This window comes from Priestia sp. YIM B13490 (genome assembly GCF_042787735.1).
Classification (GTDB): Bacteria; Bacillota; Bacilli; order Bacillales; family Bacillaceae_H; genus Priestia; species Priestia megaterium.
Genome location: NZ_JBHZOT010000003.1, coordinates 800,787 through 814,501 on the forward strand (window position 1 = coordinate 800,787; position 13,715 = coordinate 814,501).

Below are 13,715 nucleotides of genomic sequence, written 5' to 3' on the forward strand. Positions count from 1 at the left end.
GAACGCTATAGTAAGTCAATGTAATTTTTTGAAAACTCTTTAAATAGTAAATGCGCCCTATCTTTTTACTACTTATAGAATATTAAGTTCGTATGTGTTGAAATATGACGTTATTTGTTTTATCGTAGGAAGAGGAATCATGTTAGTTCCCTATTTTAATTTTATTTACCTAGGCAATTATTGGCTTTATTTCTTATAAACTTTTATTAAACAAAGGGTTACGAGGTTCTTCACTTATTTTTTCAACGAAATGAGTTGATTTTATCTCGTATTAAAATTAAAATAGAATTATGTGCAAGATTTCACAACTTCACAATGTAGTTTGAAAGTCTAGCAGATAACTAGGAACTACATATGCAACAGTATCCAGCAAAGGAGGACTTTTCATGTCTCAATCAACTATTCAAAAATCAGCTGCAGAGGAAAATGCTGCTGTACAAACAGAAGCGGCAGTTAACAAAGGTCAAGCGGATGTGTTAGATCAATTGTTAAAGCCTGAAGTACAAGAAGCTCTTACTGTTCTTGTAGATAATTTACCAAAATTATCTGAAATGGTAACGGTGCTTACAAAAACTTACGACGTTGCGCAATCATTATTAACTGACGACGTATTAAAAGAAGATCTACTTGGTGGAGTAAAAGAATTTATCGAGCCGGTAGAAGGAACAGTAAAAGGTCTTGCAGCTACTGCAATCGAAGCAAACGATCGTGCAGAAGCAAATGCTTCTAATTCAATCGGTTTATTCGGTTTATTACGCATGCTTAAAGATCCACAAGCTCAAAAACTATTCCGCTTTGCACAAGCGTATTTAGACATTACAAACGAAAAACAAAAATAATTTTCATTAAAAAGTGTGGACGGAGGATCGACTATGTCAAAACATATTTTAATTTTAGGCGGCGGTTACGGTGGTTTATTAACTGCAATGACAGCTCGCCAACACCTAAGTGCGGATGAAGCAAAAATTACAGTAGTGAACCGTTTTGCTACTCACCAAATCATTACAGAATTACACCGTCTAGCTGTAGGCGGCGTTTCTGAACAAGCGGTAGCTTTACCACTTGATAAATTACTTAAAAACTACAACGTTGATTTAAAAATTGCAACGGTAAAAGAAATCTCACCAGATCAACGTGAAGTATCTCTTGAAGATGGTACAAAATTAAGCTACGACTACCTTGTTACAGCTTTAGGTAGTGAAACTGCTTACTTCGGTATCCCTGGTTTAGAAGAGCACAGCTTCGTTCTTAAATCAGTAAATGATGCAAACCGTTTACGTGCACACGTAGAAGCTTGTATCGCTGAATACAGCAAAACAAAAAATAAAGCTGACGGTACAATCGTAGTTGGCGGTGGCGGATTAACAGGTATCGAACTTGTTGGTGAATACGCTGACTTAATGCCAAGCCTATGTCTAAAACACGGTGTTGATCCGAAAGAAATTTCTCTATACTGTGTAGAAGCAGCTCCTACAGTTCTTCCAGGCTTCCCTGCTGAATTAGTAGAGCGCGCTCAATCAAGCTTAACAAAACGTGGCGTTACATTTGTTACTGGTACACCTGTAACAAAAATGGATGCTACAACTGTTGAACTTAAAGACGGCAGCAAAATTGAAACAAAAACAATGGTATGGACTGGCGGAGTTCAAGGTAACTCTGTAGTTGCTAACTCAGGTATCGAAGTAAACCGCGGTCGTGCACTTGTAAATGAATTCTTACAATCTACATCTCATAAAGATGTATTCCTTGCTGGTGACTCAGCGGTTGTAATGGGTCCAGAAGGTCGCCCTTACCCACCTACTGCTCAATTAGCTTGGCAAATGGGTGAAGTTGTAGGCGTGAACTTAGCAGTAGCTATTCGCGGCGGAGCAATGGAATCATTCGTTCCTGTCTTCTCTGGTACACTAGGAAGTCTTGGACGCAAAGATGCAATTGGTACAATCGGCGGAAACAAAACGCAATTAAAAGGTTTACCAGCATCACTTATGAAAGAAGCAAGTAACGTTCGTTACTTATCTCATATCAAAGGATTATTTGCATTAGCTTATTAATCCGTCTTAAAACGAAAGAGGAATTCTCCTCTTTCGTTTTTTTATTTACATAAGCCAAGAAATAAGAAGCGGCAGCGTAATCAACGATAAAATAGCACTAATGACAAAAGCAGACGCCGTTTCATTTTCCAAGCTTTCAAACCGCAAAGCAATCATCGCAGCTACAGCAGACCCAGGAAAAGCTACCAGCAAAATAGCTTTTGTCACTTCATCTGAAGATAATCCTATCCATACTGCAATTCCGAGCATAACGATGGGTTGAACCGCTACTTTTAAGACAGCGATCCCAAGCGCACCTTTACTGAAGTTAATTTTTCCAATTCCAATCGTTACTCCTACCGCAAACAAAGCTGCTCCCGATGTGATACTTCCGATTTGATCAAGCATATCCTGTAAAAGTTTAGGTGACTGAAAGCCGCAAAGCGTTAAAATCACTCCAATTAACGGTACACATGCCAAAGGCTCAGATAAACCATGCAAAATGGAATGAACCGTTACTTTGAATAAACTTGTTTTCTCTTCCCCTTCTTTTCGCCCCCGTTGTCCAACGGTTCCTAAAATCGTTGCCAGCGGATCTAAAATCGCGTTTACTACGATGCCTGTTATGGCAATTGGAATCGCTACGGCGCCTGCACCGAACAATCCTCCGAGTACTGGAATGCCCATAAAAGCAAACGTTGGCTGAGCTGAGTTTAGGGCAAACATAGAAGAAGAAGTTAACGTATGCTTCCCTGCATACTTCACGACGAGCAATATAATGAGGTAAAACCCGACGATTCCTAAAATCAGCGTTACTAAAAACGGCCATTCGTCTATGAGTGTTTTTCTTGGGGTTGTCGTTACACCTACAAATAAGTGTGCAGGAAGCGCAAACTTCGTTACTAATGTGTTGAGCCCCTTAGACGTTTGCTTATCAAATTTTTTAAAGTGCCCTGCTAAATAACCAAGCAAAATGACAAAAAAGATAGGCGCGAGAATGAGAAAAATTTGACCTATGCTCATTTATCATCACCTCATTCATTTTTTGCCTTAACCGGTTTATAAGCAGGCTGCCATACCGCTGCTTCTACAAGTTTATTTACATTTTGCTCCGTAACAGTTGCTACGTTATCTTTTACAGCAGCATCAGCAACTGCTACAGCAACCGCCTTTGATACTTTTTGAAGATCTTTAATGTTGGGAAGAAGCGTATCTCCTTTTGTATCTGTTTCTGCTATACGCGCTACTGCATTGGCTGCTTCTGCAAACATAGATTCAGTAAACTTTTGAGCGCGAACGACAATTGCACCTAAACCAAGACCCGGAAACACAAACGCATTATTAGCCTGTCCGATTTCATAAGTGTGCCCGTTATATTCAACGGGTTCAAATGGACTTCCCGTTGCAATAAGGGCTTTTCCTTCCGTCCATTTTATAATATTTTCCGGAACAGCTTCAGCAAGTTTAGTTGGGTTTGAAAGCGGCATAATCACCGGGCGCTCTACATGCTTTGCCATTTCTTTAATAATTTTTTCAGTAAAAGCATCCGTGACGCCTGACGTTCCAATTAAAATCGTTGGCTTCACTTGCTTAACAAGCTCCAACAGTGAAATTTTATTTTCATCGTCTTTTTCCCATTCTTTAATCTCTTCATTTTGGCGAACATACGGCTGTTGAAAAGGAGCTAAATCTTCCATATCTTCGGTTAACAGACCTCTGTAATCATATGCCCAAAAACGATCATATGCTTCTTCTTCAGACAGCCCTTCAAGCATCATCGAACTATGAATACGATCAGCATTCCCGATTCCAGCAGATCCCGGTCCAAATACAACAACCCTCTGATCTTTTAGGGGCGTTCCTGTAATGCGCACCGCTGTTAAAACGGCTGCAAGAGTAATTACTCCGGTTCCTTGAATATCATCATTAAACGTTAAAATTTTATCGCCGTATTCTTTCATAATGTGACGCGCGTTAATATTCCCAAGATCCTCCCAATGAAGAAGCGCTTTAGGAAACTTGGTCGTTATTTCTTTTACAAATTGAGCAATAAAACGATTATAGTCTTCTCCTTTTACTCGTTCATGACGATTTCCTAAATACAAAGGATCTTCAAGAAGCTTTTTGTTATTGGTTCCCATGTCAAGAACAATAGGCAGTACGCGGCTTGGGTCAATTCCCGCTGCAGCTGTGTAGACCGCTAACTTTCCAACGGCAATATTTATTCCTCCTACACCCCAGTCCCCAATTCCTAAAATACTTTCTGAATCCGTTACAACAAGCAAATCAATATCTTCGCCGTCGAGTCCTAAGTTTTCAATCGCATCACTTAATCGATCCGCTTCATTTACGGATAAATATAGTCCGTCAGGTCGATGGTATTCATGGCTGTATTCTTGGATGGATTGACCTACAGTAGGCGTGTAAATAATGGGAAGCATTTCACTTAAATGATCGGTTAATAAACGATAAAATAAGACAACGTTCCGGTTATGTAGATCATTCAACGAATTATTTTTTTGAAGATCATTCGGTGCTTTTTTGAACTGTTCATATGCTCTTTTTGCCTGTTCTTCTAACGTTAAAACCGTTGGAGGGAGAAGTCCCTGCAGATGAAGCTCTTCTCTTTCTTCTTCAGTAAAAGCAGAACCTTTATTTAAATAAGAAGTAGATAAAACTGATTTTCCTTTTAGTGAAGTTGAAATTGACCCATCTTTTTCTACTTTATATGCTCTCATGTTTTTACCTCTTTTCTTGAACAATTAGATAGGGTTAGGTTCAGCAAAGAGATATATTTTTAACCATTTATTTTTAATGAAAACAAAAAAGAGATTGAGCCATAACTACATCAATCCAATCTAAAGACGAACAAACGGGATAAATGAAACCTGTGTTCAACCTAACAATAAAAAATCCGAACGATTCATCGTTCGGATCTTCCTTACACGAAAATACGTTTTTCCCCGCTTCGTTTTTTATACTACGCTATAGTCTTCTTGCTCACTTTCTGAGTAATTAGGCGGCTGTATATGAGAAGGCACAAGACATTCATAGCTTTCCCCTTCTAGTCTATCCTCCAGCTCTTGTTTGGCTTGACTAATCAGCTCTTGATTTTCTATCATTTCAATCGCCGTAGCCGCGATGGCTTTTCCAGCCAATAACATCGCATCGTGGGCATACTCCGTTTTCCCTTGAGCAACAGCTTGCCATGTATGAAACGGCGTAGCATAAGCCCACGTTGCGGTCACGCACTGTGCAGTTGGAACATTCCAGCTAACGTCTGCGACATCAGTTGATCCTGTCATGAAGGAAACATTTTTAGACATAGGAGCAATTTGATTGAAGACTGGATGATCCGCTAAAGCTTTGTCTAGCAGTGAACCCACTTGTTTTTTTGCTGCTTCTTTATCTTCAGCGGATGTAGACTCGTAAATAGCTTTGGCAAAAGCTATTTCTTCATGTTTCACCTCAGCCAAATTTATCTGCATCATTTGTTTATGCATCAGCTGCTCCATTGTTTGATTTGGAATTAGATTAGCACAGGCTCCTTGAATTTCCTGTTCCATTTGTGTTTCAGTCATTAAAGCTGCTCCATTTGCAATTTTCACAACGCGTTTAAAAAGTTCTTTTACTTGAGATGGCTTCGGAGCACGAATTAAGTACATGACTTCCGCTTCTGCTTGAACAACATTAGGAGAGATGCCTCCGCTGTTTGTAATCGCATAGTGTACGCGCGCTTCATCAATCATATGTTCACGCATATAATTTACACCAATGTTCATCAACTCTACAGCGTCTAAAGCGCTTCTGCCAAGATGAGGACTAGCAGCTGCATGACTGCTTCTTCCTTTAAATTTAAAAGCTGCTTGCATAACCGCATTTGATGACGTATGCATAACACCATTAACGGTAGCGGGATGCCATGACAACGCGACGTCTACATCGTGAAAAATTCCTTCTCGTACCATATACGTCTTTCCGTAACCACTTTCTTCCGCTGGACATCCATAGTATCGAACGGTCCCCGGAACATTTTTTTCTTTTAAATATTCTTTGACAGCAAGCGCAGCTGCTAGTGAGCCTACGCCAAGTAGGTTATGTCCACACCCATGGCCATTTCCGTTTTTTTTGACCGGATCTGCTACTGCGCACTTATCTTTTTGACTCAGCCCCGTAAGCGCATCGTATTCACCGAGAATAGCGATGATCGGATAACCGTTCCCGTAACTTCCAATAAAACCTGTTTCAAGGTTAGCGATATGTGTACGAAGCGTAAACTCTTCTTTTTCTAACATGTCGCAAATTAGCTGTGCCGACTTATACTCTTCAAACTTCGTTTCTGCATATTCCCATATTTGATCACTGATTTGAGTTAGCTCGTTTCGCTTTTTTTCAATAAGTTGTTCGACTTCTTTAATAATATCCATGAGACACTCTCCTTTTTCCTCATTATTTAACAGCATTTTGTGCGTCCACTACCACTTTTGCAGGTCGAATCGAAAATAACGAAATAGCACAGACAAGAGCGCAGATAATTAATAAAGCAAACGCTGCATTATACGACCCGCCAAACGACTGTACTAAAAAACCAATAAGCATCGGGGTTAATACGCCGGCTGCTTGAGCCCCTGTATTAATAAAACCATTTGCTGAACCGACCACTGATTCAGGCAGCATTTTTAAAGGAGCTGAAGCGATTAAAATCACATTAAACGAAAACAGTAAGGTGACGGCACTTTGAAAAACGATAAACATGCCTACGCTAGGTGAAATGGCCATAAAGCAAAGAAAAATACCCATCAGTAAACCAAACACCGCCGCTATCGTCTTGTCTTTTCCGTCCGGAAGCTTGTCTAAAACAAAGCCGCTAACAAACATTCCTATAATGCCTACAAATGCTGGGATAGCGGAAAGAAAACCGATGTCCGTTAAATTCAGATGTCTTACTTCGGCTAAATATGTAGGCATCCACGACATGAGCCCCCAGTTAATGGCGTAGATACTGAAGTATGCAATAAATAAATTCCAAATCATCGGAGTTTTGATAATTTCTTTTAATGTCATCTGCTTAGCAGGAATAGCAGAAATCTCTGTTTTTTCTCTCTGCTGCTTTTCTTTCAGTAAAAAAACAAACAGAACTGTAATAACGAGTCCGATGGCTCCTATGATATAAAAGATACTTCTCCAGCTTATCGTTTGCATCAGCTGCGTCGCTAGAATTGGTGTAACCACGCCCATAATCGTACCTGACGATAACAAAAAGGACATGGCTCTACTGCGTTCTTGCTGAGGAAACCACCCTGCGATTCCTTTTGATGCAGATGGAAAATAACTTCCTTCCCCTAAACCAAATAAAAAGCGAATGATAATAATAGAAGCAAAAGACCAGGCCATTCCGGTAAAAACCGTAAACAAAGACCATAAAAGAACGGCGATTGTAATGACTTTTTTAAATCCAAAGCGGTCTGCTAGCCACCCCCCAGGTATTTGCATCAGTGCGTATCCTGCAAAAAAGCTGCTTAAGATGATGCCTGTAGAAGAAGCATTCAGATGTAGATCTTTCGAAATATCTAAAATAGCGTAATTAATAATAAAACGATCTAAGTTTCCAAGCGACCAGCCTAAAAATAATAAAAATAAAATGACGTATTTCCAGTTCGACCTTACTAACATAAATGCACTCATCTCCTTTTTATTCCATTTAATGTAATGTTTTGTAACAAATCAATTCGTTATATAAATATTAAAAAATTCTGACTATTTTTTCAATGTGTATTTCTATATAATAAGAACTATAACTATGTATTTTTTTACATTAAGTAGTCTATAAGGGGTTGTTAACATGAGTGATTTATTAGCTAATATGAAAGGTTATCTTACATCTATTATCAAAAATAGTCCTTATCAGATTTGGGCAAGTATTGATTCTGCAAATTTTAACGTGATTTTTTCCAGTTCTTCATGCTCATCCCTGACTTACACTCCTCCCACTAGCCTACATAACGGCAGTGATTCCTTTCAAAAGCATACGGCATATGAAGAGTTCGAGGAAATTTATTTATCCTTTCCAAATCGCTATGCGTTTGTTGTTCGCATACTTGCTAAGCATGACTGGACACCCCCACAAATAAAACAGCTATCAGCTACCTTTTCTCCTTATATGCTGCAAAAAAAGCTAGAGCGGCATGAGCACATTTTAAACGTGCTTATGAAAAGCATTAAGGAAATCTCACTTTTACAAGACTCAGATTTTCTATTAACAAGAATTCTTGAAAATGCTCTTTCAGTTATTTCTGTTGCGGATATGGGCGTGCTGTGGATGTTTGATTCTTCCACTCAATTTCTTTTGCCTCGCGCCTGGTCCGGGGGGCCAAACAATGAAATTCAAAACATGAAAATGAAAGTTGGCGAAGGAATTATCGGAAAGACATTTCAGCATAATAAAAGCTATATGTATACAAACTTAAAGGCTATATTACGCGATTCTTCTACTATGACTGACGACAATATTCATTATCTTAATCAGTCCTATACGTTTACAAACATTCAATCTATTATTTCTGTCCCAATTTGTATGGAAGAACAAACGGTATGCGTACTCATTATTTATCAAAACGGTACAGCCCCTCTTTTAAATGAAGAGGATAAAGAATTGTTAGAAAGCTTTTCCGATCAAGTATCGATTGCTCTCTTAAACTCAGCGCTTTTTGAAGATGTAAAAAACCAAAATGAACTTTTAATACGCCGCGATCAAATTCATCGTACATTCATGAATGTTTCACTTCAAAGTAAAGGAATTGAACCGATACTTACCGAATTGCGCCGAATGGTTACATCTCCTGTCACCATTGTAGATTTTGTTGATAATAAGACCTATGGCTTTTTAAAATTCTTTGATATAGACACAAAAGCAGCTGAATTTCACACGCATTTTCTTTTACATACAAAGCCTTGTTTTTATACTATTGAGGCAAACAATGAGGCACACAGTGTGTACATTCACCCCATACACGGCATTGACACGCTCTTAGGGTTACTTATTATGCAAGGAAATCTTTCCTCTCTAGATCAAGTGGCACTCGAACAAAGCAGCTCTGTTATTGCATTAGAAATGCTGAAAAAACAAACGTTAGTTGATTTATTTTACAAGCGAACACATGAATTATTTAGTGAATACTTATCGTGTTATGACACCACTTTGCTGTATCAAAAAGCGGCTGAGTTAAACATTGATACAAAAAAGCATATTCTGGTCGCTCTCATTACCATTCGTTCACAAGCGGACCTGCAGCTCTTAAACTTACACCTTCATCGCCTTGTATCTGACATCAAATCGGTTTTCAGCTCAAAAGCACCGGTCGTATACGGATTCGACACCAAAGTAACCATTGTATTTACGCTTGACCCTTATGAAAAACATCATGCTATTATCAAACAATTAGAAGATTTACTCTCAAAATGGCGTTACTACAATGAATGTCGTGTAAAAACAGGGATTGGAAGTCGGTATTCCCACTTTACTCAAATAGGAAAAAGTTATAGTGAAGCTGAAAAAGCTGTCTCTTACCTTTTGTCTCAGCAGCAAGATGGATGCATGTTGTATGAGGAAATAGGAATTAACCGGCTATTTATTAATCAATCGAAAGAAGAAGTCAAAACCTTTATTGATGAAGTATTTCTCCCTCTTAAGAACAATCATTCAAACGATGAACCTTTAGAGCAAACGCTAGAAGCGTATTTAGATAATAACCGCTCTGCTTCACTTACAGCTAAGCAGCTTCATATTCATGTTAATACACTCTATCAGCGGTTGAAAAAAATTGAAGAAAAAATGAACATATCACTTACAAACAGTGAACACCTATTAAAAGTTCAGCTAGCATGCTATTTAAAAAAATTTCACTACAGCTAAAAAACCGATTCTTATTTTTAAGAATCGGTTTTTTCAGTAGAAAGAACAGCCTCAATTGATTGCTTCCAGCGGCTCAGTACCTCTTTGGAATCATGAAGCTGAAATTGAATTCCTGATGTTAAAACTGCATATTTTGCGTAATCTTCTTTAACAGCGGCTACTTCTCCCGTAAATAGCTCATAGCCTGATAACACAGAAGCTTCTTTTTTTAGCCAAAATTTAATGTAATAAGCTTTTCCTTCAACAACTAATGTAACGGTTGTCTTATGATTCTGTATCATGTTTGTTGAAGACGTTGTATCTTTCCATACTAACAGCTTGACGCGTGAAGAGCTAATAGCTACCAGCTCTCCTGCGCTAATCATGGCTACATGAGGAAAACCCTCGGATGTCACTGTAGATAGCAGCATTGCATCATGCTGCTTTCTTTCTAAGTCTTTTCCATTTAAAAATACGCGCACGGCTTTTGGCAGCTCTGCTTTATTCATTTTACTTACCACCTTTGCTGATTAAGATCGGGGTGGCACAGGAGGCACGTGCGTTGCCAGCGGTACGTCTTTTGGATTGACTTTAAATGGTCGAGGGTATTTTTCAGGATTGGTGATGGTCTCAGGTTCAGAAGAACGCCAGGTAAACAAACACACGCTGCATAAGTAAATCTCCCAGGCTCCTTCAACTGGTGATTTAGATACTAAGTTCGCTTGTTTGGCTTCACATCTTGGACAAGTATGCATGTCGATTCCTCCTTGTTTATTTTTGCATCATATTCGTTAAGATTTTTTCCCATTTCTCAGTTTCAAGTGGTGTATCTAAAGGCTGAGAATAGTGGCCTCTTGTTTCCGGTGCAACCGGTGTTGTAGCATCCAAAATCATTTTATCTGTAATACCAGCCGGCTCAGACCCTGGATCAAGTGGCAGAACTGAAAGATTAGGCACTGTTATAACATCGTGTTTTGGGTGCATTTTTGTCGATAGCGCCCACATGACTTGCGGTAAATTAAACGGATCCACATCTTCGTCTACTAAAATAACTAGCTTGCAATATCCTAATCCATGCGGCGTAGTCAATGCCCTCATACCAACCGCCTTAGCAAATCCTCCGTATCGGCTTTTTGTTGAAACGATAGCAACGAGACCATGAGTATACATCGCGTTCACAGCTTCAATCTCTTCAGGATATGCTTCTTTTAGCTGCTGATATAAAGGAACGCTTGTATTAATTCCAATTAAATAATCTGTTTCTGTCCAAGGCATACCGATATATAAACTTTCAAAAATAGGATCTTTGCGATGGTATACACGATTTATTTTGATAACAGGCATGCTTCTGCCGCCGGAGTAATGACCTGTAAATTCGCCAAAAGGACCTTCATATTCACGTTCACCAGCTAAAATTTCTCCCTCTAAAATCACTTCTGCTCCCCAAGGTACATCTAAATCAGAAAGCTGAGACTTCACAATTCTGTATGGCTCACCTTGAATAGCTCCTGCCATTTCATACTCTGATTGATCGTAATGAAGCGGCGTAGCGGCTGCTGTGACAATCGCAGGCTCACATCCTAAAGCAATTGATACAGGGAGGTTTTCACCTTTTTCTTCGGCTTGTTTCAAGTGAATGGCAATATCATGCTGCGGCACAGGTTGAATGCCTAGACGGTCTTTCCCTTTGACCTGCATACGATATATACCTACGTTTTGCTTGCCAAAGTTCTCTTTATCATGCTGATCACGAGAAATAACGCACGCTTTATCTAGATAGTAGCCTCCGTCTCCTTGATTCAAGCGAAACAACGGCAAAAGGTCGAATAAGTTAATATCATCTTTAATCTCACACTCATGAAATGGCGACGTTTCTTCTCTTTTTACTTTGACAGGAAATTTTTCATATCTCCGAGCAAACTCAAAGAACTGTTCTTTTACAGGAGTTGATTTAGGCATTCCCATCATTAACGCGTGATTTGACCAGGAACCCATTACGTTTAGGGCTACCTTTGCGTTGTTGTACCCATAAATATTGGTAAATAATAATCCCGGCGTTTGATCTCCTAAATTACTGATGGCTTGACCTGCTGAACCTAAATCTGGATCAGGCTGCACTTCATCTGTAATCGTCAGTAGCTGCCCTTCTTTATGTAGCGTATTAAGGAAATCTCTAAAGTCTTTATAAGCCATGTTTATTTTCCTCCTTGTGATAAATGTTTAATTCCATTCCATCTTTTTGCCTCAGGAAGCTCAATTCCTAATTGATCTAACGTTCGAACAGCAATATGAGTGACAATATCATCAATCGTTTCAGGCTTGTTATAAAATGCCGGCATAGGAGGCACAAGGATAGCGCCCATTTTTGAAAGATCCAGCATGTTTTCTAAGTGAATCGTATTCAAAGGCGTTTCTCGAGGAAGTAACACAAGTGGCTTTCTTTCTTTTAACATCACATCTGCCGTTCTCGCTATTAAGTTATCTGCTAGTCCCATTCGAATAGATGCTAATGTTTTCATACTGCAAGGACTAACAATCATTCCATCTATACGAAAAGAACCGCTCGAAATTTTCGCTGCTTGGTCTTGATATGAATAACAATAATCTGCTAGTGCTTCTACTTGCTGAACGCTATACGGTGTTTCTAACTTAATTGTGGCATGAGCCCAAGTCGACATGACTAAATGCGTTTCAACAGAAGACTTCTTCAAAAGCTCTAAAATTCGAATACCTAGAATAGCTCCCGTGGCTCCTGTGATTCCTACAGCTATTTTCATTTCTCTTCCTCCTCTCTGCGTTGGTTACACATTTAACTTTACACTCATTTTCCATACAATTAAAATATTGATAAAATATATAATAATACCTTTAAAGTATGGAGTTGAATACAGTGGAATTAAGACAGCTGCATTATTTTATTGTCATAGCTGAAGAATTAAATGTGACCAAAGCAGCAAAGCGCCTGCATATGGCTCAGCCTCCTTTAAGCAGGCAGCTAAAACAGCTCGAAAATGAGCTAGGGCTTTTGCTTTTTGAACGAAATAATAACAAGCGCTTATTGTTAACGGTAGAAGGAGAGCTTTTTTTAAAACGAGCGAAAGAAATTGTGCAAAGGGTCGAAAAATCAGTATTGGAAGTACAGGAATGTAAAAACGTAACAAATGAAAAGCTTGAAATTGGATGCACAATCTACTGTGCATCAACGGTTCTCGATAAGCTAACTATTATTCAAAAACAGTACCCAAACAGCACCTTTAACATCTATGAAAACGAACCAGCTCACTTAAACGAATTATTAACAGAAGGAAAAATCGATGTAGCAGTCACTACTACTGACTTACCTTATAAACATGTCAAAACAAAAACACTTGCACCAGATGTTTTTGTTGTAGCTGTTCCTAAAGAAAGTGGTTATGCAACAGAAAAGATTTCAGTCGTCGAAATTGCTTCTCTCCCTCTTATTCTTCTTCGCTCAAACCGGGAAATAAGCATATATAATCGCATTGTGAAGGAATTTAAAAAGATGGATATAACACCTAATATTTTATGCGAATGCCATGACTCAGCGATGCTTCTTAATTTAGTATGTCGTGGCCTTGGTGCTGCCATTGTTCCTTATTCAATGCTTTCCTCTTTTTCACTAGAACGTATTAAAATTTTAAACATAGAAGATAATCCATTTGTAATTGAGCCTTTAGTTACGTGGCGTACCGACAGTTATCTTCCCAAAATCGCTCAAGAATTTTTAAAGCTTTTTTAAGTATAGATATACAAAAAAAGACTTTGCTAAAATA

At 38.8% G+C, this 13,715-nt stretch carries 12 protein-coding genes; 4 read left to right on the forward strand and 8 right to left on the reverse strand.

What is annotated here, in order from left to right:
• The first annotated feature begins 386 nt into the window (after positions 1-386).
• Together ACFX4R_RS14035 and ACFX4R_RS14040 are read left to right on the forward strand one after the other, a co-directional pair.
• The gene (locus ACFX4R_RS14035) at positions 387-839 is read left to right on the forward strand and encodes a DUF1641 domain-containing protein (RefSeq protein WP_013057327.1); all 453 of its coding nucleotides are present in this window, start codon (positions 387-389) and stop codon (positions 837-839) included.
• A 33-nt stretch (positions 840-872) separates the two neighbouring features.
• A complete protein-coding gene (locus ACFX4R_RS14040; protein ID WP_013057328.1) occupies positions 873-2,051 on the forward strand; it encodes an NAD(P)/FAD-dependent oxidoreductase in 1,179 nt (392 codons plus the stop codon).
• A 45-nt stretch (positions 2,052-2,096) separates the two neighbouring features.
• On the opposite strand, the gene ACFX4R_RS14045 is transcribed toward ACFX4R_RS14040, so the two are convergent.
• The 4 genes from ACFX4R_RS14045 to ACFX4R_RS14060 all read right to left on the reverse strand — a co-directional run bounded on the left by ACFX4R_RS14045 (position 2,097) and on the right by ACFX4R_RS14060 (position 7,703).
• A complete protein-coding gene (locus ACFX4R_RS14045; protein WP_043982913.1) occupies positions 2,097-3,053 on the reverse strand; it encodes an AEC family transporter in 957 nt (318 codons plus the stop codon).
• Positions 3,054-3,064: 11 nt separating this feature from the next.
• On the reverse strand, positions 3,065-4,768 hold the full coding sequence (locus ACFX4R_RS14050; RefSeq protein ID WP_162214354.1) for an NAD-dependent malic enzyme: 1,704 nt from the start codon (positions 4,766-4,768) through the stop codon (positions 3,065-3,067).
• 237 nt (positions 4,769-5,005) lie between these two features.
• Positions 5,006-6,457, reverse strand: a complete 1,452-nt coding sequence (locus ACFX4R_RS14055) for a M20 family metallopeptidase (RefSeq protein ID WP_377569797.1) — start codon at positions 6,455-6,457, stop codon at positions 5,006-5,008.
• A 22-nt stretch (positions 6,458-6,479) separates the two neighbouring features.
• The gene (locus tag ACFX4R_RS14060) at positions 6,480-7,703 is read right to left on the reverse strand and encodes an MFS transporter (protein ID WP_165575069.1); all 1,224 of its coding nucleotides are present in this window, start codon (positions 7,701-7,703) and stop codon (positions 6,480-6,482) included.
• A gap of 169 nt (positions 7,704-7,872) precedes the next feature.
• On the opposite strand from ACFX4R_RS14060, the gene ACFX4R_RS14065 reads away from it, so the two are divergent.
• Complete coding sequence (locus ACFX4R_RS14065; protein WP_377569799.1) at positions 7,873-9,942, forward strand: helix-turn-helix domain-containing protein; 2,070 nt, start codon at positions 7,873-7,875, stop codon at positions 9,940-9,942.
• 17 nt (positions 9,943-9,959) lie between these two features.
• Here the strand turns inward: ACFX4R_RS14065 and ACFX4R_RS14070 are convergent, their stop codons facing one another.
• The 4 genes from ACFX4R_RS14070 to ACFX4R_RS14085 are packed head-to-tail and all read right to left on the reverse strand — an operon-like array spanning position 9,960 to position 12,698.
• Positions 9,960-10,430, reverse strand: coding sequence for a hypothetical protein (locus ACFX4R_RS14070; RefSeq protein WP_323619014.1), 471 nt, complete (start codon positions 10,428-10,430; stop codon positions 9,960-9,962).
• Between the two features lie 21 nt (positions 10,431-10,451).
• Positions 10,452-10,676, reverse strand: a complete 225-nt coding sequence (locus tag ACFX4R_RS14075) for a non-oxidative hydroxyarylic acid decarboxylases subunit D (protein WP_116516046.1) — start codon at positions 10,674-10,676, stop codon at positions 10,452-10,454.
• Positions 10,677-10,692: 16 nt separating this feature from the next.
• The gene (locus ACFX4R_RS14080; RefSeq protein WP_165575068.1) at positions 10,693-12,114 is read right to left on the reverse strand and encodes a non-oxidative hydroxyarylic acid decarboxylases subunit C; all 1,422 of its coding nucleotides are present in this window, start codon (positions 12,112-12,114) and stop codon (positions 10,693-10,695) included.
• Positions 12,115-12,116: 2 nt separating this feature from the next.
• The gene (locus ACFX4R_RS14085) at positions 12,117-12,698 is read right to left on the reverse strand and encodes a non-oxidative hydroxyarylic acid decarboxylases subunit B (RefSeq protein ID WP_165575067.1); all 582 of its coding nucleotides are present in this window, start codon (positions 12,696-12,698) and stop codon (positions 12,117-12,119) included.
• A gap of 113 nt (positions 12,699-12,811) precedes the next feature.
• Here ACFX4R_RS14085 and ACFX4R_RS14090 point away from each other — a divergent pair, with 113 nt between their 5' ends.
• Positions 12,812-13,681, forward strand: a complete 870-nt coding sequence (locus ACFX4R_RS14090; RefSeq protein ID WP_043982936.1) for a LysR family transcriptional regulator — start codon at positions 12,812-12,814, stop codon at positions 13,679-13,681.
• Positions 13,682-13,715 lie beyond the last annotated feature (34 nt).

Excerpts from the sequence above, each read along its gene's own strand:
- ACFX4R_RS14035 (WP_013057327.1), top strand. The coding sequence starts at position 387 with ATGTCTCAATCAACTATTCAAAAATCAGCTGCAGAGGAAAATGCTGCT.
- ACFX4R_RS14040 (WP_013057328.1), top strand. The coding sequence starts at position 873 with ATGTCAAAACATATTTTAATTTTAGGCGGCGGTTACGGTGGTTTATTA.
- ACFX4R_RS14045 (WP_043982913.1), bottom strand. The coding sequence starts at position 3,053 with ATGAGCATAGGTCAAATTTTTCTCATTCTCGCGCCTATCTTTTTTGTC.
- ACFX4R_RS14050 (WP_162214354.1), bottom strand. The coding sequence starts at position 4,768 with ATGAGAGCATATAAAGTAGAAAAAGATGGGTCAATTTCAACTTCACTA.
- ACFX4R_RS14055 (WP_377569797.1), bottom strand. The coding sequence starts at position 6,457 with ATGGATATTATTAAAGAAGTCGAACAACTTATTGAAAAAAAGCGAAAC.
- ACFX4R_RS14060 (WP_165575069.1), bottom strand. The coding sequence starts at position 7,703 with ATGTTAGTAAGGTCGAACTGGAAATACGTCATTTTATTTTTATTATTT.
- ACFX4R_RS14065 (WP_377569799.1), top strand. The coding sequence starts at position 7,873 with ATGAGTGATTTATTAGCTAATATGAAAGGTTATCTTACATCTATTATC.
- ACFX4R_RS14070 (WP_323619014.1), bottom strand. The coding sequence starts at position 10,430 with ATGAATAAAGCAGAGCTGCCAAAAGCCGTGCGCGTATTTTTAAATGGA.
- ACFX4R_RS14075 (WP_116516046.1), bottom strand. The coding sequence starts at position 10,676 with ATGCATACTTGTCCAAGATGTGAAGCCAAACAAGCGAACTTAGTATCT.
- ACFX4R_RS14080 (WP_165575068.1), bottom strand. The coding sequence starts at position 12,114 with ATGGCTTATAAAGACTTTAGAGATTTCCTTAATACGCTACATAAAGAA.
- ACFX4R_RS14085 (WP_165575067.1), bottom strand. The coding sequence starts at position 12,698 with ATGAAAATAGCTGTAGGAATCACAGGAGCCACGGGAGCTATTCTAGGT.